Genomic DNA, 20,330 nt, shown 5'->3' with positions numbered 1-20,330 from the left:
ATCAGCGCAGGCCCAGCTCCCGGCGCAGATGCTGCTCCAGCTGGCGCACGGCGCCGACGCGCGCCATGGCCCAGGAGAGCTGGCAGACGCAGCCGATCGAGAAGCAGATCGCCGCGTTGCCGAACAGCCCCCAGGCGTGGCTGTGGAGGTTGAAATCCTCCGCCAGCAGGAGCCGCAAGGCCAGGATCACCAGCAGGCCGGCCACCACCCAGGGGCCATACACCCAGCCGACGAAGAACTGGTCGACGAACAGCCGTCGCGGCGGCGGGGCCATGGGACCGGGATCCAGGGTTTCAAGTCTGCCGCAGCAACGCCCTCAGGACGACCGTCGCCGCAGGGCCCGCAGCAGCGTCTCGAACACCTCCGGCAGGGGCGCCTCGCACACCAGCCGCTCGCCGCTGATCGGGTGGTCGAGGGCAAGCCGCACCGCGTGCAGGGCCTGGCCGGCAAGCGCCACCGGCAGCTTGCGGCAGCGGCCGTAGGTGGCATCCCCCACGATCGGGTGGCCCGTGTGGGCGCAGTGCACCCGGATCTGGTGGGTGCGCCCCGTGTCGAGCTTGAAGCGCAGCAGGGCGTAGTCGCCCAGGGGCTCGATCAGGCGCCAGTGGGTGCAGGCATGGCGTCCGGTGGTGTCGGTCACCACGGCGTACTTCTTGCGGTCCACCGGATGGCGGCCGATGGCCGCCACGATCGTGCCGCTCTCGGCCGCCGGCCGGCCGTGCACCACCGCCAGGTACTCCCGCGAGGCGATGCGCTTCTGGATCTGCACCTGCAGCTTCACCAGCGCCTCCTGGCTCTTGGCGACCACGATGCAGCCGGTGGTGTCCTTGTCGAGGCGGTGCACGATGCCCGGCCGCATCTCGCCGCCGATGCCCGGCAGGTCGGGGCAGTGGTGCAGCAGGCCGTTCACCAGGGTGCCGTCCTTGTTGCCGGGGGCCGGGTGGACCGTGAGTCCGGCGGGCTTGTTGATCACGATCAGATGCTCGTCCTCGAACAGCACATCCAGCGCCATCGGCTGGGGGACCAGGTAGGGCAGGGGCTCCGGCGGCGGCATCCACAGCTCCACCGTGTCGTCGGTGCGCAGGGGCGTCTTGGCCCGGCCCGTGACCCCGTTGACCCGCACGTAGCCCGCATCGATGAACTTCTGGATCCGGGCCCGGCTCTGCTCGGGCCGCTGGGACACCAGCCAGCGATCCAGCCGCATCGGCAGCGGCTTCGGGTAATGGAGCCTCAGCAGCTCCCCTTCGCCTTCCCCGAAGGCGCCCATCAGCTGGAGGGCGGCTCCTGGGCAGGCCGCTCGGGGGGCGGCCCCGGGGGCGGCAGTTCCAGGGCGATCGGCCCCAGCAGGGAGCGGCGGAAATCATCCAGCAGCCGCTGGGCCATGCGGGGGGTGTCACCGCTGGTGTGGCGGGCCGCCGCCGCCGCGAGCCAGGCTTCGGCATCGGGGATCGGTCGCTCGGGATCCGCTCCGGGCAACGGCGGCACCGCCACCCCGTAGCGGCGCTCCAGCAGTCCCGGCGCCACGCCGGCCGCCGCCACCGGCTCCAGCTGGGCCAGCAGGCGCAGGAAGGCCTGGGCCACCGCCTCGCCGTCGTAGGAGGCCTGGCCGATGTCGTCGCAGAGGGCCAGCCGCAGCCCGGCCAGCTGGTCATCGAGGCGGGGGGGCAGCACGCCGGGGGCGTCGAGCAGGTCGAGGTCCTGACCCAGCCGCACCCAGCGCAGGCTGCGGGTGACCCCGGCGCGGCGGGCGCTCTCCACCACCTTCTGGCGCACCAGCCGGTTGATCAGCGCCGACTTGCCCACATTGGGGAAGCCGAGCATCAGGGCCCGCACGGGGCGCGGCTTCATGCCCCGGCCGGCACGGCGGGCGTTGAGCGCCTCGCCGGCCCGGATCGCCGCCGACTGCAGCTGCTTGACGCCGGTGCCCACCTTGGCGTCACACCACCAGGGCACCTCCCCCCGCTGGCGGAACCAGCCATCCCAGGCCAGACGGGCCGCGGGGCTGACCATGTCACGGCGGTTGATGACCAGCAGGTGCTGCTTGCCCCGGATCCAGCGCTGCAGCCGCGGGTGGCCGGTGGCCAGGGGGATGCGGGCATCGCGCACCTCGATCACCAGGTCCACCTTCTCCAGGTTGGCGCTGAGGGCCTTCTCCGCCTTGGCGATGTGGCCCGGGTACCACTGGATCGGTGGGGCAGCGGTGCTGAGGCGGACCGTGTCGCCGACGTCCGGCATCAGGGCACCACCAGCACCGGGCAGGGCGCCAGCTGCAGCACCCGGGCGGCGGTGCTCTGGTGATCGCCCTCGAGGGTGATGCCCCGGGTGCCCATGACGATCACATCGGCATTGATCTCATCGGCCACGTCGCCGATCACGAAGGCCGGCTTTCCCTCCCGCTCCAGCACCTCGCAGGCCACACCGGCCTGGGTGAAGCTGGCGCGGGCCTGCTCCAGCAGCTGAGCCACGGCGGCGGGATCGTGCATCACCCCCTCCTCGGCCTCCACCACCGACAGCAGCACGACACGGCTGCCGTGGCGCTGGGCGAGCTGCAGGGCGACGGCCGCCGTTTCCATCGTCTGGCGGCTCTGGTCGATGGGGAACAGGACGGTGTCGAACATGGCGGAAGGCCCGGCCCTCTTGTCCTAGCGCCGACCGTTGCGGGGGCCAGGGAGCGGGGGTGGGAAGAACCGAATCGCGGCGGCGGCGGAGCGGGAGACGCCGGAGGCTAATCTCCCCCCGCCTTTCCTTATCCGTAATCATGGCGAAGCGATCCCTCTCCAGCCTCAGCGCCGACGATCTCCGCGGCAAGCGGGTGCTGGTTCGGGTCGACTTCAACGTGCCCCTGGACGATGCCGGGGCGATCACGGACGACACCCGCATCCGGGCCGCCCTGCCCACCGTGCGCCACCTGATCGACCATGGCGCCCGGGTGCTGCTGGCCGCCCACTTCGGCCGGCCCAAGGGTCAGGTGAACGAGTCCATGCGGCTCACCCCGGTGGCGGCCCGCCTGAGCGAACTGCTGGGCAAGCCCGTGACCAAGACCGACAGCTGCATCGGCCCCGACGCCGAGGCCAAGGTGGCCGCCATGGCCGATGGCGACGTGGTGCTGCTGGAGAACGTGCGCTTCTTCGCCGAGGAGGAGAAGAACGACCCCGCCTTCGCCGAGAAGCTGGCCGCCCTGGCCGACGTCTATGTCAATGACGCCTTCGGCGCCGCCCACCGGGCCCACGCCTCCACCGAGGGCGTGACGAAGTACCTGAGCCCCAGCGTGGCCGGTTTCCTGATGGAGAAGGAGCTCCAGTACCTGCAGGGCGCGATCGATGAGCCCAAGCGTCCCCTGGCGGCGATCGTGGGCGGCTCCAAGGTGAGCAGCAAGATCGGCGTACTCGAGTCGCTGATCGACAAGTGCGACAAGGTGCTGATCGGCGGCGGCATGATCTTCACCTTCTACAAGGCGCGTGGCCTGGCGGTGGGCAAGTCCCTGGTGGAGGAGGACAAGCTGGAGCTGGCCAAGGAACTCGAAGCCAAGGCGGCCGCCAAGGGCGTCCAGCTGCTGCTGCCCACCGACGTGGTGCTGGCCGACAACTTCGCCCCCGACGCCAACAGCCAGACCACCGCGATCGACGCCATCCCCGACGGCTGGATGGGCCTCGACATCGGCCCCGATTCGGTCAAGACCTTCCAGGCGGCCCTGGCCGACTGCCAGACCGTGATCTGGAACGGCCCCATGGGCGTGTTCGAGTTCGACGCCTTCGCCGCCGGCACCAATGCCATCGCCCACACCCTGGCCGACCTGAGCGCCAAGGGCTGCTGCACGATCATCGGCGGTGGTGACTCCGTGGCCGCGGTGGAGAAGGTGGGCGTGGCCGAGAAGATGAGCCACATCTCCACCGGTGGCGGCGCCAGCCTGGAGCTGCTGGAGGGCCGGGTGCTCCCCGGCGTGGCCGCCCTCGACGAAGCCTGAGGCCCTGCCTTCAGGGCCGGTCCGGACCGGCCCTGAAGACAGCTCAGATGCTGCCGGGGCCTGGACGGCGCCCCTCCCCCCAGCCCCCTTTGCGCTCCCCCTTGCCCCACTGGGGCAGGGGGATGCCGTTGCGTTCGAACAGCGCCTTCATGGCGGCCCGGTGCTGCTCCCGCTGGCGCTGGCTGGCACTGCGCTGCTCCTTCATGCAGGTGCGCAGGGCCTCACTGCTGCCGGCGGCGGACAGGCAGCGCTCACCGCGCTGAAGGATGGCGATGCGGGCCTGCTGGTCGCTGAGGGCGAGGCGCTTCTGCTCGGGGAAGATCTTCTGCATCTGGGCGGGCGTGGGACGGCCGGCCGGGGTGGGGCCGCTCTGGGCCATGGCGACACCGGTGGTGCCCAGGACCATCGCCAGGACGGCGACGCGAAGGGGCTGGAGCAGGGAGGAGGGCATGGGAGGAGATGAACTGAACACATTCATGGTGACCGGCAAGTGTGACGGCGATCAGACTGGCCACCGGCCAGGTATGACCGGATGCAACTGAAGGTCGCTCACCCCCCGGCCAGGGGCCAGGCGCGCAGCGCCACGGCGAAGCGTCCCGGCGGCGGTTCGAGCGCGGCGGTGGCCTCCAGCCGACGCAGGTCCCCGCCGTGGTCCCGGGCCACCTTGGCGGCGATGGCCAGGCCCAGACCGCAGTGCCCCTCCCCGCCGCGGGCCCGGTCGAGCCGCTGGAAGGGGGTCATGGCCTTGCGCCACTGCTGCGGGTCGATGCCCTCGCCGCAGTCCCAGACCTGGATCTCGAAGCCGCTCTCCACCGCTCCGCCCTCCCCCTGGGGCCGCCCCTCCCCGTCCGCCGGACCCAGGGGCCGCAGCACCAGCCGCAGGGGCGGCCGGCCGTAGGTGAGGGCGTTGTCAAGCAGGTTGCCCACCGCCCGCGCCACGGCGATGGGACGGACCCGCCGCACCAGCGGTTCCAGATCCAGCTCCAGGGGCACCTCGCCCACCGCCGCCGCCGCCTCGGCCACCAGGGCATCGAGGGGCACCAGCACCGGCGTCTCGTCGGCTTCGGCGCCGGCGAAAATCATGAACTGGCGTGTGATCCGCTCGATCGAGCGGATGTCGGCCTGGGCCCGCTCCAGCTCCTGCGGCGCCATCGGCCCCTCGGCGGCGAGAGTGAGGCGCAGCCGCAGCCGGGTGAGGGGGCTGCGCAGGTCGTGGGCGATGCCGGCCAGCATCGTCGTGCGCTCCCGGCCGGCCTCCTCCAGCCGCAGCAGCATGGCGTTGAAGCGGGCCATCAGCTGGCGCACCGCCGGGGCCCCCTGGTCCGGCAGGGCGCCGGGCAGGGCCTCGAGACCCACGTCGGCCAGGGCCTCCTGCAGGCGGGTCAGGGGCCGCTGGATCTCCAGGGTGAGGAAGAGCAGCAGCGCCCCGAGGGCCCCCAGGCCGATCGAGAGGGTCAGCAGCAGGGGGTCGGGCGGCCAGCCGCGGGGGGAGGGCAGGGCGACGAACAGCCACGCCCGCTCCAGGGGGGACGCCATCTCCACCCACACCCCCCGCCGCGGCGACGAGGCCGGCAGCACCGCCGGGCAGCGCCCCAGGCGGCGGCAGAGCACCTCCTGCAGGCGCAGGGTCTGCCAACGCAGCCGCCGGTCCCCCCCACGGCCGTCCCTGGCCGCCGGCTCCGGCCGCTGGCCCACCACCAGCTGCATGCCGCTGATCTGGCCGAGCACCTCGGGGCTGAAGCGTTCCAGGGCCACCTCCCCCAGCACCACGTTCGCGGCCACCTCCGAGCCGGTCTGGACCAGCTGCTGCTGGGCCAGCCGGCGACCCAGCAGCAGCTGCAGCAGCAGCAGGCAGAAGGCGGCGGCACCGGTGCCCGCCAGCAGGTATCCCAGGGTGCGCCGGAACGACGGCCGACGGCCCCGCTCAGGACTGACGGGGCTTGCCATCGGGGACGAACACGTAGCCGTAGCCCCAGACCGTCTGCACGTAGCGGGGCCGGGCCGGCTCCGGCTCGATCAGCCGCCGCAGCCGTGACACCTGCACGTCCATGCTGCGGCTGTCGGTGTCGCTGCCCGGGCCCCGGGCCAGTTCGATCAGCCGCTCCCGGGACAGGGGGCGGTGGGGGTGCTGCACGAACGCCGCCAGCAGGGCGAATTCACCGCCGGTGATGGTGAGCGCCTCCCCGTGGCGCTCCAGGGTGCGGGCCGCCAGGTCCACCTCCAGGTCGCCGAAGGCGATCCGCTCCCCGTCGGGCTGGGGCAATCCGCCGGGCAGGGTGCCGCGACGGCGCAGCACGGCCTCGATGCGGGCGGTCAGCTCCCGGGGCAGGAAGGGCTTGGCCAGGTAGTCGTCGGCCCCCTGCTCCAGGCCGATGATGCGATCCACCGCATCGGCCCGGGCCGTGAGCATCAGCACCGGCAGGTCGTCGGCCCCGTCCCGCAGCCGCCGCAGCAGGCTGAGGCCATCGTCGCCGGGGAGCATCAGGTCGAGCACCAGCAGGTCGGGACGCTGGCCCTCAAGCCGGGCCATCAGCTGGGCGCCGTCCCCCATGCAGCGGACCTCGTAGCCCTGCTCCCCGAGGTAGGTGGACAGGAGCTGGCGCAGCTCCGGATCGTCATCCACCACCCAGATCCGATGCGGTCGAGCCATGGCTCAGGGCTCGAGCGACTTGCGATCGGCGACGACCCGCACCCGCTTGGTGGCGCTGACGATGCCGTCGGGATGGACCAGCAGCACCGCCCAGGTCTGGGAACCGGGGGACAGGGGGGCCTGGACGATCTTGAACAGGCCACCGCCACCCAGCGCCCCCAGTTCCAGGCTGGGGCTGGCCATCGCCGCCTGCTGCTGGGGGGTGATGGCGGTGATGCCACCAGCGGCGAGGGCTCCGTCGAGCGGTTCGTCGAAGATCACGTCGACGTCGTAGCGCTGGCCGGTCAGCACCGCATCAGGGATCAGCAGACTCACGGGCAGGGGCTTCTCGCCGGTGCGCAGCAGGGACTTCTCCCGCAGCACCGTCTGGCCGTTGATGCGGGTGCCGTCGCTCTGCAGGGCAAGCAGCTGTTCCGCCTCCAGCCGGTAGGTGGTGCCGCCCTGGCGCCGGGTGCCCTCCACCCGCAGGGTGACCGTGGGCTGGCCGTCCCGCAGCTGGCTGCCGGAGCTCAGCTGCCAGCGGGCATCGGGGAACTGCTGGCGCAGCAGGCGGCGACGGTTCTCCAGCTGGGCCGGATCCAGGCCGGGGCCGGCCTGCAGCAGGCCCGCCAGGGCCGTGTCGGAACTGCTGTTCAGGGCGCTCTCGAGGGCCTGCAGCTGGGCCGCCGACGGGGGTGCCGCCACCGCGGGGCCACCGGCGCCGGCCGCCACCGCCAGGCCCACCAGGCAGGCAGCGAGCCGCTGCGGCGTCCGGACCGGGGGCAGGGGGGCGGGCAGCGGGCGGGATGGAGCCATGGAGAGGGAGGGATCCGGGGCGGCGGTGGGCGCACCGGAGTCGGCTTTTAAGTTAGGCGCGCTCGTCCCACCCGCCCATGCCGACCCTGCTGATCGCCGCCAGCGGCACGGGTGGCCACCTGTTCCCGGCCCTGGCGGTGGCCGAGGCCCTGCCGGACGACTGGCAGGTGCACTGGCTGGGGGTGCCGGACCGGCTGGAGACCGAGCTCGTGCCCAGCCGCTACCCCCTGCACACGGTGCGGGCCGGGGGGCTGCAGGGGAAAGGCCTGCGCAGGCTCTGGAACCTGCTCCAGCTGCTGCTGGCCGTGCTGCCGGTGCGGCGCCTGATCCGGCGGGAAGGGGTGAGCGCGGTGTTCAGCAGTGGCGGGTACATCGCCGCACCGGCGATCCTCGCCGCCCGCTGGTGCGGGGTGCCGGTGGTGCTGCACGAGAGCAACGCCGTCCCGGGCCGGGTGACGCGGCTGCTGGGGCCCCTGTGCACGCGCGTGGCGGTGGGCCTGCCCCAGGCGGTCGAGCGGCTGCCCCGCTGCCGCCCGCTGGTGTGCGGCACCCCGGTGCGGCGCGCGTTCCTCACCCCCGCGGCCCTGCCGGGGTGGGTGCCCCGGGGCGCCGGCCCCCTGCTGCTGGTGATGGGGGGCAGCCAGGGGGCCCTGCGCCTCAACCGCATGGTGCGGCCCCTGCTGCCGCTGCTGGCGGCCAGCGGCTGCCGCATCGTCCACCTCACCGGCAGCCAGGATCCGGACGCCGGCCAGCTGCACCTCGACGGGGTGGTCGAGCGGGCCTTCAGTGATGAGCTGCCGGGCCTGCTGCAGCACTGCGACCTGGCCATCAGCCGCGCCGGTGCCGGCAGCCTCAGCGAGCTGGCGGTCTGCGGCACCCCGGCGATCCTGGTGCCCTTCCCGCAGGCCGCCGACCGCCATCAGGACGCCAACGCCGCCGCCGCCGCCGCCGTGGGTGCCGCGGTGATCGTCTGGCAGCACGACCCCGGGCAGCCCGCCCTGGAGCGGGCCGTCTGGCGGCTGCTGGGGCCCCGCCTGCGGGGCAGCACCGCCGCCGCCGACCCCCTGGTGGCGATGGGCGACGGCATGGGGACCCTGGCGGTGCGGGACGCCGACCGCCGGCTGGTGCAGGTGCTGGAGCAGCTCATCGGCCGCGCCTGATCCGCTCCAGGGCGGCCAGCAGGCGCCGGTTGCCGGCCCTGTCCTGGACGGCGATCCGCAGCCAGTCCTCCCCCAGGCCTTCGAAGGAGCGGCAGTCGCGCACCAGGATCCGGTGGCGGCGCTCCAGCGCCAGCCGCAGCGGCTGCAGCGACGCGGCCGGCGGGCGGCTGCGCACCAGCAGGTAGTTGGCAGCCGAGGGCAGGGGCTCCAGGCCCGGCAGCGCCGCCAGGCGGGCCGCCAGCCAGGCCCCTTCGGCGGCCACCCAGCGCTGCACCCGCCCCTGCCAGCGCCGCAGGCCAGCCTGATCGGCCAGCAGGAACCGGCCCGCCGCCGCCGCCAGTCCGTTGACGGGCCAGGGATCACGCCAGCCGGCCCAGCGGGCCAGCCGCCCCGGGTCGCCCAGGGCGTAGCCGAGCCGCAGCCCGGCGATCGAAAAGAGCTTGGTGAGGCTGCGGATCACCACCAGCCGGGGGTGGTCCGCCAGCAGCGGCACCAGCGACTGCTCCTCCCCGCCGGGCACCAGCGGCAGGAACGCCTCGTCCACCACCACCAGGGCGAACCGCTCCAGGAGGGGCTCCAGCGAGCGCCGGCTCCAGAGCTGGCCGGTGGGGTTGTGGGGATTGGTGAGCCAGAGCACGGCGGCGCCGGACCCGACAGCCTCGACGGCGGCCTCAGCCAGGGGCCAGGGGCCCGGCCCGGCCCCGGACCAGTCGAGCGGCAGCGGCAGGGAACGCCAGGCACCGCCCCAGCAGCCCAGGGCGCGGCGGTAGTCGGCGAACCCCGGCGACGGCAGCAGACTCAGGCCGCCGGCCGCCGCGTCCCGGGCCGCCCAGGTGAACAGCTCAGCGGCCCCATTGCCGGGCAGGACCCGGGCAGGATCCAGGCCGTGCCAGGCGGCGATGGCCTCGCACAGGGCGGCGTAGTCCCGGTCGGGGTAGTCCCGCAGATCGCTGCCGAGGGACCGGATCAGGAGGCGCCGCAGCCGGGGCGGCGGCCCGAAGGGCACCAGGGAGGCGCTGGCATCGAGCAACTGCTCCGGGCGGCAGCCGAGCCGCCGGGCGGCCGCCTGCAGGTTGCCGCCATGGGGATCCGGCGGTTCAGGCGTCCCCATCGCCGGGTGGAGGGCTGGCACCGGCTCCAGAGAACATTAAGGCGGTTGTAACACGGAAGCATGGCCGGGCTGCTGCAATGGGTGGGCCACCGGTGCACCGCAGTCCCCCGTGCCCTCTTCCCCCCTCCAGCCGGTCATCAGCGCGATCGGCGAGGTGCTGCTGGGCAAGGAGCATCAGGTGCGGCTGGCCCTGGCCTGCCTGCTGGCCCGCGGCCACCTGCTGATCGAGGATCTGCCCGGCATGGGCAAGACCACCCTGGCCGAAGCCCTGGCCCGCAGCTTCGGGCTCGGCTTCAAGCGGGTGAGCTTCACCAGTGACCTGCTGCCGGCGGATCTCACGGGCCTGAACGTGTTCGACCCCGCCGCCGCCAGCTTCCGCTTCCAGCCCGGTCCCCTGTTCAGCCAGGTGCTGCTTGCCGACGAGATCAACCGGGCCAGCCCCCGCACCCAGAGCGCCCTGCTGGAGGCGATGGCCGCCGGTCGGGTGAGCGTGGACGGCACCAGCCATCCCCTGCCCCGTCCCTTTCTGGTGATCGCCACCCAGAACGGCCTCGACCAGGGGGGCACCTCGGCCCTGCCGGAATCCCAGCTCGACCGGTTCCTGATGCGCCTCAGCCTCGGCTACCCCCCCCGGCAGGCGGAGCGGGCCCTGCTGCTGGGGGAGGGCCTGCGGCCCGACGGGCTCAGCGGCGCCTTCGGCCCGGTGGACCTGCTGGCGCTGCAGGACCGCTGCGACCGGCAGCACTGCAGCCCCGCCCTGCTCGACTACGTGCTCGACCTGCTGGAGCGCAGCCGCCGCCAGCCGCCCCAGGCCCATCCCCTCTCACCCCGGGCCGGCCTGGCCCTGGTGGCCGCCGCCCGCGCCTGGTCGCTGCTGGAGGGCCGCGACCATGTGATTCCGGACGACGTCCAGGCGGTGCTGGCGGCCGTCTGCGAGCACCGCATGGACGGCGGCCAGCGCGGTGGCGGCGAGGGGGAGCTCAGCCAGCGGCTGCAGGAAGGCGTCGATGGACTTCGGTAGGCCCCAGCAGGGGGAGCGGGTGCGCCTGCGGATGCGCAACCTCTACATCCTGCCGACACGCTTCGGCTGGCTGTGGCTGGCGGGCACGGTGCTGCTGCAGGTGGTGGGGGTCCAGATGCAGAGCAACGGCACGCTGCTGCTCAGCTTCCTGATGCTCAGCCTGTTCCTGCTCACCCTGCACCTCACCCACTTCAACCTGCAGGGGGTGGAGCTGGCCTGCGGCGCGCCGGCTCCGGGCTTCGCCGGCGAACCGGTCCCCTATCCGATCCGGTTGCGCTGCCCGGGCCGCAGCGAGGGGGTGCGCCTGCGGCTGACGGGCGGGGCCCCGGGTCCGGCCCTCTCCCTGGCGGCGGGGGAGCATGAACTGACCGTGGCCTGGACACCGCCGGGCCGAGGCTGGCAGCAGCCCGGGCTGCTGCGGATCCAGACGACGGCGCCCCTGGGGCTGTTCTGCTGCTGGTCGCGCTGGCATCCGCCGACGACCCAGCTGATCTACCCGGCCCGCCGGGCCGGACCGGTGCGGCTGCTGGCCGCCGGCACGGCACCGGTGGACGGCGAGCCGGCCCTGGCCAGCCGCCAGGACGGCACCGACGACTGGCGCGACCTGGCCCCCCATCGCCCCCAGGACAGCCCCAGCCGGCTGGCCTGGAAGCTGCTGGCCCAGGGGCGGGGCGAGTACGCCAAGCGCTTCCTGGACCGCCCCGAAGCGGCCCCCCTGCTGTCCCCGGAACCCGGCGTGCCCCTGGAGACAGCCCTCGAACACCTCAGTGAGCGCATCTGGAGCTGGCACGGCCGGGGCCTCAGCTACGGCCTGGAGCTGAACGGCCAGACCGTCGCGCCCGGCCGGGGGGTGGTCCACCGGGACCAGTGCCTGACGGCCCTGGCCTGCTGCCGATGAGCCGCGCCGCCGCCCCCCTCCAGTGGCTCAGCATGGGGTTGCTGGCCCTGGGTCTGCTGGGCCTGTCGCCGGCCCTGTCCCTGAGCCTGCTGGCCTTCGGCCTGGCCGTGCTGACGGCCCTGAAGCTGCGCGAGGCCCGCAGCCTCGAGGAACGGCGGGTGGTGGCCCTGCTGCAGCTGGTCTGCGCCGGCCTGCTGGCGGCCCTGCGCCCCGAACTGGCCCCGAGCCTGCTGCAGGGCCTGGCCATCCTGATGGCCCTGGCCGGGCTGCTGGCCCTGGAACTGGGGGCCGGTCCCGACTGGAAGGCGCTGCTGCGCCGCAGCCTGCAGGTGCTGCTGGCGGCCCTGCCCATCGCCCTGGTGCTGTTCCTGCTGCTGCCCCGCCTGATGCCCTTCACCACCTTCGGTGCGGGCCAGGGCATGGGGGCGATGACCGGCCTCAGCGACAGCATGGAGCCGGGCTCGATCGCCAGGCTCGCCGTCAGCCGCCAGGCCGCCGCCCGCGTCGCCTTCCCCCTCGGCGGCGAGCCCCCGCCCCTGGAGCAGCGCTACTGGCGGGTGCTGGTGCATGAGCGCTTCGACGGCCGCAGCTGGCGCAGCGCCGCCCCCCCGTTCCCCAGGCCGGCGGCCGGCCAGCCCAACCCCGCGCCGCCCCCCGCCGCGCCAGGGGAGGGGATCCAGCTCTGGCTGATCGAGCCCAGCGGCCTGGCGGCGGTGCCCTGGAGCGGCAGCGGCCGGCCCCTGTCCGCCGACCTGAACCTGCAGCGCAGCGGCGAACTGCTGAACCGGGCCCCGGGCAGCCAGCGGCGGGTCTACGCCCTGACCCGGACGGCGGACCAGCCCGGCTGGCGCACCGCCCCCCCCGGCCCCGTCGATCTGCTGCTGCCGCTGGGCGAAAACCCTCGGCTGGAGGCCCTGGCCGCCGGCTGGAGGCGCCTCCGCAGCGACCGGGAGCGGCTGGAGGCCGCCAGCGGCTGGTTCCGCCGCCAGCCCTTCCGCTACACCCTCGAGCCCGGGGCCCTGCCGCGAGAAGCCCCCCTCGACCACTTCCTGTTCGAGAGCCGGCTGGGCTTCTGCGGCCACTACGCCAGCGCCTTCACCACCCTGATGCGGGCGGCGGGGGTGCCGGCGCGGGTGGTGAGCGGCTACCGCGGCGGCCAGTGGGTGCAGCCGGTGGGCGGCACCGGCTACGTGGACCTGCGCCAGGCCGACGCCCACGCCTGGAGTGAGGTGTGGCTGGACGGGGAGGGCTGGCGGCGCGTCGATCCCACCGCCTGGGCGGCGGGGGACCCCCTGACACGCTCCGCGGCCGCCGTCGCCGGCAGGCGTGCCGGCGACGGCCCGCTGGACTGGATCCAGCAGCAGTGGTGGGGCCTCGACATCGCCTGGGCCCGCTGGTGGCTGGGGTACGACGGCGAACAGCAGCAGGCCCTGGTGGCCCGGCTGCTGGGCGAGCAGCGCCACCTGCTGGGGGTGGTGGTGCTGCTGGCGGTGGCCGTCAGCCTGGCCGCCGGTCTGGGGGGCCTGGGCTGGCTGGGCCGGCGCCACCGTGGTGATCCCCTGCGGCTGGAGCTGGAGCGCACCCTGCGGGCCTTTGCCCGGCAGGGCATGGCACCGGCGGCGGGGGAAACCCTGGGCGGCTTCGCCCGGCGCCTGAGCCAGCGCTGGCCGTCCCTGGCCGATCCCCTGGAGGCCTTTGTGGCCAACTACCAGCAGCAACGCTTCGCCAGCGGCCCCAGCCGGGCGGGACGACGAACGGCCCATCGGCTGGGACGGGTGCTGCGCCGTTCCCTGCGGACCGGCAACCGCCCGGCGGAAGCGGTACAACGGGACCACCCCTGAACCGGCGACCATGACCACGCTCCAAGGGTCAGGCCAAGGGTCCGCCCGCCGTCTTGCCGGGCCGGCGCTGCTGGTGCTGCTGCTGGCCGGTCCTGTGCAGGCGGGCAGCGACGCCGATCTGATGCGGCTGCTGGGCCAGCGCGACTGCCCGCGCTGCAAGCTGCAGGACGCCGACCTGGTGCACGCCGACCTGCGCGACGCCGACCTGCGCGGCGCCAAGCTCCAGCGCGCCAACCTGGGCCAGGCCCGGCTGGATGGGGCCAACCTCAAGGGGGCCGACCTGCGCTTCACCAGCCTGCAGGGGGCATCCCTGCGGGGTGCGGATCTGCGCGGGGCCGATCTGGAGGGCACCGACCTGCGCCAGAGCGACCTCAGCGGCGCCCAGATCGATCCCGGCGGACTGGCCCGCAGCCACTGGCAGGACGCCCGGGGCGTGGCGCCCACGGTGCTGAGCTACCCGGAACTCCACAACGCCGGGGTCACCGCCGCCCTGGAGGGGCGCCATCCCCAGGCGGAGCAGCTGTTTTCCGAGGCGATCCGCCTGCAGCCGGACGCGGCGATCAGCTGGGTGGCCCGGGGCCTCAGCCGCACCGAACAGGGCAAGACCGACCTGGCCGCGGCAGACCTGAATTACGCCGCCGTCCTCTACGGCCAGGCCGGCGAGGAGGCCCAGGCCAAGCAACTCACCGAGGTGGCCACTGCCCTGCTGAAGCCCGGCAAGAAGGCCAACCAGGGCAGCGGCATGGGCGGCCAGATGCTCTCCGGAGCCGCCTCCTTCGCTTCGGCCGTGGCCCCGCTAGCAATGAAGTTCCTGCTGCCCCTGGCGTTCTGAATCAGGGCTTCTGAATCAGGGGGTGTCCCCGATCAGGGGGTCATGGGGGGCTGGGGCTCGCCGCCCAGGAAGGCCCGGGAGGCCGGGGTGGAGGGCTGGTAGCCATAGCCGTAGGTGCCACCCTCGGTGTCATTGATGATGCGCGGCGTCACCATGATCACCAGCTCCCGCTTTTCGCGGTTGTTGGACGAGGCCCGGAAGAACTGGCCGATGATGGGAATGTCCCCCAGAATCGGCCATTTCGAGACCAGAGCCCGATCGAAATCGGAGATGACACCCGTGAGGATCAGGGTCTGACCATCGCGGACGCGGACGACACCCGTATCCAGGCGGCGTACACGGAGGATGCTGATCGGAGGGCAGCCACCGGCGGTGATTTCTCTCTCCACGGCCGAAATGCTGGGAGAGAGGGAGAAGGTGACGAAGCCATTGTCGTCGATCTTCTGAACCCGTGCCCCCAGCACAAGACCTGCGGTGGACAGCTGATCGATGGAACAGGTGACGGCTCCCGCCGTTCCCGTGATGGTGGTGGAAACTTCCGTTGGAACGTTGATCCCGACCCGAACCACGCCCTCATTACCCCTCCGGCGACCGATGGGAGCGTCGATATCATCGAATGCCGAAGAGAAAATGCTGGAACCTTCCCCCCCACCTGCTGCTCCTCCAGCACTGGAAGAGTCATCTCGGAGGATCGAGGGATCTTCCTGAAGAATCAGGGTGGGGCTAGCCAACACCTTGGAGTTGTCGGAGAGGATGCGAGCCTGGAAGAAATCGAAGAAATTGTTGTTGGGATAAAGCGGCTGACCTGCGGCCCCAACGGCCGCGCCAGGGTTCGTCTGTCCGACAAATCCTGCGAGTGGCTGTCCGGGAAGCAACGGCGCATCGAGACCTCGCTGAACGGAAGCCCCACCAAGAACGCCGCCGAAGTTCGCCGCCAGAGTGCCGTTGTCGTTGACGATGAAGTTGTTGCCCCAGCGGAAGGCGAAGCTGTTGTAGAGCTCAGTGTCGTTTTGGAGGTTCACATCCAGGATCTTCACCGACAGGGCCACCTGTCGCTGGCGCAGATCGAGCTGCCGGAGGTACTGCTCGGCGATGGCCACAAGCCGCGGGGCGCCCACCAGGGTGATGGTGCCCAGCCGGGTGTCGGTGGTGGCCCGCAGGCCGATCAGGGGGCCGTTCGTGGCCCCGAAGGATTCCACCGTGGTGGTGGTGCTGGCCGTGGTGGTGGAGGCCGTGGGGCTGCCGGCGGGGGCGGCCGTGGCGGCGACCCCCTCGGACACCGCGGTGGTGATCGTGTTGGTCTTGGTGACCTGGGCACCGAGGTTGGCCAGGTAGTCAGCGGCCGAGTTCGCCGGCACCTGGTTCAGGCGGTACACCTTGGAGAGCTGGGCTCCGAAGCTCTTGGCCAGAACGTTGGGGCCGGCGAAGATCGTGTTGCCGTCGCGCTTGCCCTGCAGCCCCGCCGCCAGGAGCGCCGAGTTGATTGCCCTCCCGTAGTTCTCCCGTCGGAAGGAGATGGAGATGGGCCGCATGTCAGGGGACGTGCCCGCGGCCGTTGGTGCCGGGGTGGAGCCCGCCGCAGGGGTATCGCCGACATAGACGAAGCCGTAGCCCCCCAGCTGGCTGAGGGCCATCAGCACATCCTTGGCAGGGGCGTTGCGGAGGGTCATGGTGACCGGCGGCCCACTGACGCTCACGTAGCTGGGATTGCTGATGGTCATGGTGCCCACCGCCATGTCCCCCAGCGGCGGGGCCACCGCGCGGGGCTGCAGGGGCGGAACGAAGCCGGGCTGGGGGACCCGTCCCGGCGTGGTGACGTTGGGGGTGAGGGTCTGGAGGGTGGGCTGCGCCGGAGCGTTGAAGGTGAGGATCAGGCTGCGGCCATCCCCACTCACCACGGGCCGGCCCACCGGGAATCCCGGGGTGGGGGAGACCTTCAGATCGAAGACGTTGCCCGAACCCTCGAAGCTGATGCTCTGCAGCCCCGCCTCGGGCAGGGAGAGCCTCACAGGGCCGCGGCGCAGGGTCATCGGCTGGGCGGTCTGCAGCCGGCCCAGCCAGACGGCTCCCTGGGTGGTCTGCTGAAGCATCGGCGATGGGCCGGTGCCCTCGATCACCACCTCGACGGAATCCGGCAGGCGACGCAGCTTGATGTCGAGGCTGCCGCTGGCCTGGGCGATCTCAGACAGCCGGGTGCTGGAGACACCCCCTGCCCGGGACGTGGCGACAGCGGCGTCCGCGGTGGACACGCCCGTGCCCTGCAGGATCACTACGCCGAGAGAAACAGAAAGAACGCGCCGCCACTGACGTTTTGCCACGTTCTGTTGATCTCCGAATCGGCTGAATGGTATCGGCGATTGTGCGAAACGGCCAGTTGCCGAGTCGCGATGGATTGGCATGGTCAGCTGGATGGTGCAGGGGCAGGTGCTGGAGCGGGTGTCGCTGGAGGAGCGGGACTCCCAGGGGATGCGGGGGTGGCCGTCGCCGCCGGAGGTGCGGCTTGGGCGGGGGTGCGGCTGTAGAGGCCCAGGGTGAGCTTCATCACCACGGGCCGGACGCCGCCGCGGCTGGCCGCTGCACCGTCGGAGGGGGCATCGTCTGGGAGAGTGAGGCTGAGATCGCTCTGGACCACCAGCACGTTGAGAGCCTCCAGCCGCCTGAGGAAGGACAGCAGGGACGGGAACGACCCCTTGGCCGACACCAGCAGGGTGCGCAGGGTGAGGCCCTGAAGAGCCAGTGGGTCATTGGCCGCCTTGCCCTGTGCAGCAGGTGCAGCGCCTGGCGCTCCCGGCGCAGGGGCGGGCGGAGGGGGGGCATTGGGGGCGGTGGTGGCGGCAGGAGCTGCGGCCTGGGTGGGCTCGAACAGGGTCAGCTCGACGCCCGAAGCGGCGGCCTCACGGTCGAGCATGGCCAGGAACGTGGACAGGTCGCCGTTGCCCGTGATCAGCCGCTCGATCTTGGCCTTGCTGGCCATGGCGGCCTCGGTGCTCTCCTGGGTGGTCACCAGCTGACCCCGCATCAGCGTCACCTGGTCCCGCAGTTGCTCCAGTTCCTGGAGGCGCTGGTTGTCGCGCTGCAGGCCGGCCCAGAGGGGCACCAGGCCCACCAGGATCAGGAGCAGCCCGAGCCCGCCCAGCACGCCCGCCGGCAGCAGCAGCCAGATCAGGCGCAGGCTGGCGACCGGAAGGCGCTTGGAACCCTGCTGAAGGTTGGTCATGGGATGAGGCCCTCCGCCTGGAGAAGTTGCAGCCGGCGCACCATGCCCTCCGATCCCAGCTGGCGCATCACGCTCAGCTGTCGGGCGGGGGGCAGGGTGGCGAACGGCCCCGACAGCTCGAAGCGGACCGTCGCGGGGGTGGGCGCGGGGGTGGGGGCCCCGGCCTGCCCGGGCGTTGCATCGCCGGGCGGAACCCGCTCCAGCTTGACGAGCGCCACTCCCTTGGGGTTCAGCAGCGGGGAGCGGGACAGCTCCAGCTGCAGGGCATTGATGCGGGCGAAGGCCAGGGGATCGAGGGCCTGTCCCTTGAGCACCAGGTTCGTGCCTTCCGCCTCGGCGCTCTGGATCTGGATGCCTTCGGGGGTGCGCAGCTGCAGGTCGGCCAGGAGGGCCGAGGAGGTGCGCAGGGTGGTGAGGCCCTCGGTCAGGCTGCGGTTGGTGGCCGCGAGCTGGTCGAGCTTGGCCCGGCTGGCCGCCATCTCCGCCTGCATCTGGGTGGACTCGGCCTCGAACCGGGTCAGCTGGGCGGTCTGCATCCGGACGTACTGGAAGCGGAGGAACACCAGGGCGGTGGCCAGGACGGACCCGCCCAGGACGATCGCCCCGATCAGGGCACCGCGCAGCAGCAGGGGGCGCCGGTCCTGCAGGGCCGAGACCATGCTCTCCTGGCCGAGTTCCTTGCGCCTCTCCCGAAGCAGATCGAGGATCGGTGGGCTCATCGGATCGACTCCGCCATCGCCAGCCCCTGGAGCACCAGGGAGCCGAAGGGCTCAGGGGTGAGGATCTCGGCCCGCACGCCCAGGGCGTCCTGCAGGCGGTCCTGGCTGGGGAGAGGTGCGCTGAGCAACAGCCGGAGCCGACGGATGGAGGGGTCCCGGCGACGGTAGAAGGTCACGCAGCGATTCACCTCCTGGATGAGGGACCCGTCGTCCTCGGGCAGGGACCAGTTGAAGACCGGCTCCGTTCCACGCAGCAGCAGCAGCTGGCCGCCGGCCGGCAGCGGATGCAGCAGCACGGTCAGTTCATCCTCGGGAGCCGCCTCCAGCAGGGAGGTGACCGCCGCCAGCCGGCATGACTGGGCCGGGGCCAGCCGCTCCAGCTGCACGCCGGCCAGGTTGAAGACATCGATCCAGTCGTCCACCAGCTTTCTGGGGGCCACCGCCATCAGCAGCCGGGGGGTGGATCCGGCCAGGGGCCGCAGATCGATCGTGGCCTCCGCCAGGGGAACCGCCAGATTCAGGGGGGGATCAATGGTGCGCAGGGCCGCGATGGGATCGTCGGGGATGGCCTCGAACGGCCAGTCGAGAACCCGCCATTGCGCTGCGCCCTCGGGAAGGGAGGCGAGGACGACGGCATCGAGCAGGCCGTCACGCACCAGAAGATCGCCGATCAGATCACCGAGGGGCTCCTTTTCCAGGGGCTGCCCATCCAGACAGGTGAGGGGCGGCAGGGGCAGATCGATGCTCACGGCCTCCGGCCCCGACCCCCTCAGCACCTGCCCCTTCAGGGAGTCGTCCTGAAGCTCCAGCAGCAACTGGCGCGGGAAGAGCTGAGCGCGGATGGGCCTCAGACGATCTTCCAGATCATCCTTCAAGCCGATCAGGCCAGAAAAAACCAAGGCTCCGATCCGGTGCCTGCGAAAGTTACCGAATCACGGACGCCAAGGCATCCCCGAACCTACAACTTCCGAAAGCGTCCGGCATCCATGGGCGTCCAGCTGCCGCGACAATCCCTCCAGAATCGACGGCACAAGTACGGGGCCTTCATAAATCCAACCGGTGTAGATCTGGATCAGGGAGGCTCCCGCGCTGATCCGCTCCCAGGCGGCCTCGGCCGAATCGATGCCCCCCACTCCGATCAGCGGCAGGGCCGGGCCGGCGGTCGCCCGCAGCCGCCGCAGCACCTCAACCGCCCGCCGGCGCAGGGGGCGGCCGCTCAGCCCTCCGGTCTCCTCGGCCAGGGTCCGGCCCGTGGCCACCAGCCGGCGACCGTCCAGGCCGAGCCGGTGGACCGAGGTGTTCACGGCGATCACGCCGGCCAGCCCCTCCTCGTAGGCCAGCCGGGCGATGGTGTCGATGGCGTCGTCCTCCAGGTCGGGGGCGATCTTGACCAGCAGGGGCGGGCAGGCGGGCAGGCGCCGCAGCCGCTCCACCAGGCGCCGGAGCTGGGCCTCCTCCTGCAGGTCCCGCAGCCCCGGGGTGTTGGGCGAGCTGACGTTGACCACGGCGTAATCGGCCAGGGGGGCCAGAAGCTCCAGGGAGGCCGCGTAATCGTCCGGGGCCATCTCCAGCGACACGGCCTTCGATTTCCCCAGGTTGATGCCGAGCACCGCGGGCCTTTGCCCGGGGGGTGGCAGGTGCTGCCGTTCCAGGGTCCGGCGCACCCCCCGGGCCCCGTCGTTGTTGAACCCCATGCGGTTGAGGGCCGCCCGTTCCTCGGCCAGCCGGAACAGCCGCGGCCGCGGGTTGCCCTGCTGGGGCTGCCAGGTGATGGTGCCCAGCTCGGCGAAGCCGAAGCCGAAACGGTGCCAGATGGCGGCCGCCACCCCGTTCTTGTCGAAGCCCGCCGCCAGCCCCACCGGATTGGCGAAGCGACAGCCGAACAGGGTCTGCTCCAGCCGGGGATCGCGCCGCTGCAGCTCCGCCCCGAGGCCCTCCAGGCTGCCGCTCACCAGGGGCCAGTTGCGGCGCAGGGCCGCCTGCCCCAGGGCCAGGAGGGTCATCCGGCTCAGCTGCTCGGCATCGGCGCCGTCGTCACGGCGCAGCAGGGGCCCGACGAACCGGGCATAGAGGGCGCCGGTTCCCACCTGGCCGCCGCTGGTCGTTGGCTCCTGCGGCATCC

The 20,330-nt window shown here is 72.4% G+C and carries 20 protein-coding genes; 6 read left to right on the top strand and 14 right to left on the bottom strand.

Annotation, left to right across the window (positions count from 1 at the left end; genetic code table 11):
* Nucleotide 1: 1 nt before the first annotated feature.
* From KBZ08_RS07345 to KBZ08_RS07330, 4 genes are read right to left on the bottom strand one after another with little or no spacing between them, the layout of a single operon-like run.
* Entirely contained in the window at nt 2–274 is a 273-nt protein-coding gene (locus KBZ08_RS07345; protein WP_254972236.1) for a hypothetical protein, read from the bottom strand.
* A 42-nt stretch (nt 275–316) separates the two neighbouring features.
* Nucleotides 317–1,267 (bottom strand): RluA family pseudouridine synthase, encoded by a 951-nt coding sequence (locus KBZ08_RS07340; protein ID WP_254972235.1) that lies wholly within the window; start codon nt 1,265–1,267, stop codon nt 317–319.
* Nucleotides 1,267–2,235: a ribosome biogenesis GTPase YlqF gene (gene ylqF, locus KBZ08_RS07335; RefSeq protein WP_254972234.1), complete on the bottom strand. Its 969-nt coding sequence runs from the start codon at nt 2,233–2,235 to the stop codon at nt 1,267–1,269. Before ylqF ends, KBZ08_RS07340 begins: the two co-directional genes overlap by 1 nt.
* Nucleotides 2,235–2,618, bottom strand: a complete 384-nt coding sequence (locus KBZ08_RS07330; protein ID WP_106219411.1) for a universal stress protein — start codon at nt 2,616–2,618, stop codon at nt 2,235–2,237. The genes ylqF and KBZ08_RS07330 overlap by 1 nt, the downstream gene beginning before the upstream one ends.
* Nucleotides 2,619–2,758: 140 nt before the next feature.
* Between KBZ08_RS07330 and KBZ08_RS07325 the strand changes: the two genes are divergently transcribed.
* Nucleotides 2,759–3,964: a phosphoglycerate kinase gene (locus KBZ08_RS07325; protein WP_106219412.1), complete on the top strand. Its 1,206-nt coding sequence runs from the start codon at nt 2,759–2,761 to the stop codon at nt 3,962–3,964.
* Nucleotides 3,965–4,007: 43 nt separating this feature from the next.
* On the opposite strand, the gene KBZ08_RS07320 is transcribed toward KBZ08_RS07325, so the two are convergent.
* The 4 genes from KBZ08_RS07320 to KBZ08_RS07305 form a co-directional block, all read right to left on the bottom strand.
* Nucleotides 4,008–4,415 carry a hypothetical protein gene (locus tag KBZ08_RS07320; protein WP_254972233.1) on the bottom strand — a complete coding sequence of 136 codons (408 nt, stop codon included), beginning with the start codon at nt 4,413–4,415 and terminating at the stop codon, nt 4,008–4,010.
* A 98-nt stretch (nt 4,416–4,513) separates the two neighbouring features.
* Nucleotides 4,514–5,911, bottom strand: a complete 1,398-nt coding sequence (locus KBZ08_RS07315) for an ATP-binding protein (RefSeq protein ID WP_254972232.1) — start codon at nt 5,909–5,911, stop codon at nt 4,514–4,516.
* Nucleotides 5,889–6,614: a response regulator gene (locus tag KBZ08_RS07310; RefSeq protein WP_106219415.1), complete on the bottom strand. Its 726-nt coding sequence runs from the start codon at nt 6,612–6,614 to the stop codon at nt 5,889–5,891. The genes KBZ08_RS07315 and KBZ08_RS07310 overlap by 23 nt, the downstream gene beginning before the upstream one ends.
* Nucleotides 6,615–6,617: 3 nt before the next feature.
* On the bottom strand, nt 6,618–7,409 hold the full coding sequence (locus KBZ08_RS07305) for a hypothetical protein (protein WP_181279948.1): 792 nt from the start codon (nt 7,407–7,409) through the stop codon (nt 6,618–6,620).
* Between the two features lie 77 nt (nt 7,410–7,486).
* Here KBZ08_RS07305 and KBZ08_RS07300 point away from each other — a divergent pair, with 77 nt between their 5' ends.
* Nucleotides 7,487–8,569: a glycosyltransferase gene (locus KBZ08_RS07300; RefSeq protein WP_254972231.1), complete on the top strand. Its 1,083-nt coding sequence runs from the start codon at nt 7,487–7,489 to the stop codon at nt 8,567–8,569.
* On the opposite strand, the gene KBZ08_RS07295 is transcribed toward KBZ08_RS07300, so the two are convergent.
* Complete coding sequence (locus KBZ08_RS07295) at nt 8,553–9,680, bottom strand: histidinol-phosphate transaminase (protein ID WP_254972230.1); 1,128 nt, start codon at nt 9,678–9,680, stop codon at nt 8,553–8,555. The genes KBZ08_RS07300 and KBZ08_RS07295 overlap by 17 nt on opposite strands.
* 109 nt (nt 9,681–9,789) lie before the next feature.
* Between KBZ08_RS07295 and KBZ08_RS07290 the strand changes: the two genes are divergently transcribed.
* From KBZ08_RS07290 to KBZ08_RS07275, 4 genes are read left to right on the top strand one after another with little or no spacing between them, the layout of a single operon-like run.
* Complete coding sequence (locus tag KBZ08_RS07290) at nt 9,790–10,701, top strand: MoxR family ATPase (protein WP_254972229.1); 912 nt, start codon at nt 9,790–9,792, stop codon at nt 10,699–10,701.
* Nucleotides 10,688–11,599 carry a hypothetical protein gene (locus tag KBZ08_RS07285; protein WP_254972228.1) on the top strand — a complete coding sequence of 304 codons (912 nt, stop codon included), beginning with the start codon at nt 10,688–10,690 and terminating at the stop codon, nt 11,597–11,599. The genes KBZ08_RS07290 and KBZ08_RS07285 overlap by 14 nt, the downstream gene beginning before the upstream one ends.
* Nucleotides 11,596–13,440: a DUF3488 and transglutaminase-like domain-containing protein gene (locus tag KBZ08_RS07280; RefSeq protein WP_254972227.1), complete on the top strand. Its 1,845-nt coding sequence runs from the start codon at nt 11,596–11,598 to the stop codon at nt 13,438–13,440. Before KBZ08_RS07285 ends, KBZ08_RS07280 begins: the two co-directional genes overlap by 4 nt.
* 10 nt (nt 13,441–13,450) lie before the next feature.
* A complete protein-coding gene (locus KBZ08_RS07275; protein ID WP_254972226.1) occupies nt 13,451–14,272 on the top strand; it encodes a pentapeptide repeat-containing protein in 822 nt (273 codons plus the stop codon).
* Between the two features lie 32 nt (nt 14,273–14,304).
* Here KBZ08_RS07275 and KBZ08_RS07270 read toward each other — a convergent pair whose 3' ends face one another.
* The 5 genes from KBZ08_RS07270 to KBZ08_RS07250 form a co-directional block, all read right to left on the bottom strand.
* Nucleotides 14,305–16,521 (bottom strand): type II secretion system protein GspD, encoded by a 2,217-nt coding sequence (locus tag KBZ08_RS07270; protein ID WP_219903795.1) that lies wholly within the window; start codon nt 16,519–16,521, stop codon nt 14,305–14,307.
* 152 nt (nt 16,522–16,673) lie between these two features.
* The gene (locus KBZ08_RS07265; RefSeq protein ID WP_106219424.1) at nt 16,674–17,489 is read right to left on the bottom strand and encodes a hypothetical protein; all 816 of its coding nucleotides are present in this window, start codon (nt 17,487–17,489) and stop codon (nt 16,674–16,676) included.
* Nucleotides 17,486–18,208, bottom strand: coding sequence for a PilN domain-containing protein (locus KBZ08_RS07260; protein ID WP_254972225.1), 723 nt, complete (start codon nt 18,206–18,208; stop codon nt 17,486–17,488). Before KBZ08_RS07260 ends, KBZ08_RS07265 begins: the two co-directional genes overlap by 4 nt.
* Nucleotides 18,205–19,083 carry a hypothetical protein gene (locus tag KBZ08_RS07255; protein WP_254972224.1) on the bottom strand — a complete coding sequence of 293 codons (879 nt, stop codon included), beginning with the start codon at nt 19,081–19,083 and terminating at the stop codon, nt 18,205–18,207. The genes KBZ08_RS07260 and KBZ08_RS07255 overlap by 4 nt, the downstream gene beginning before the upstream one ends.
* 57 nt (nt 19,084–19,140) lie before the next feature.
* Nucleotides 19,141–20,328 carry a quinone-dependent dihydroorotate dehydrogenase gene (locus KBZ08_RS07250; protein ID WP_254972223.1) on the bottom strand — a complete coding sequence of 396 codons (1,188 nt, stop codon included), beginning with the start codon at nt 20,326–20,328 and terminating at the stop codon, nt 19,141–19,143.
* Nucleotides 20,329–20,330: the final 2 nt, after the last annotated feature.

It is taken from the genome of Cyanobium sp. Candia 9D4 (assembly GCF_024346155.1).
GTDB lineage: Bacteria > Cyanobacteriota > Cyanobacteriia > PCC-6307 > Cyanobiaceae > Cyanobium > Cyanobium minutissimum.
Note: the sequence above shows the minus strand (reverse complement) of the source record. Positions and strands in the feature narration are given on the sequence as shown.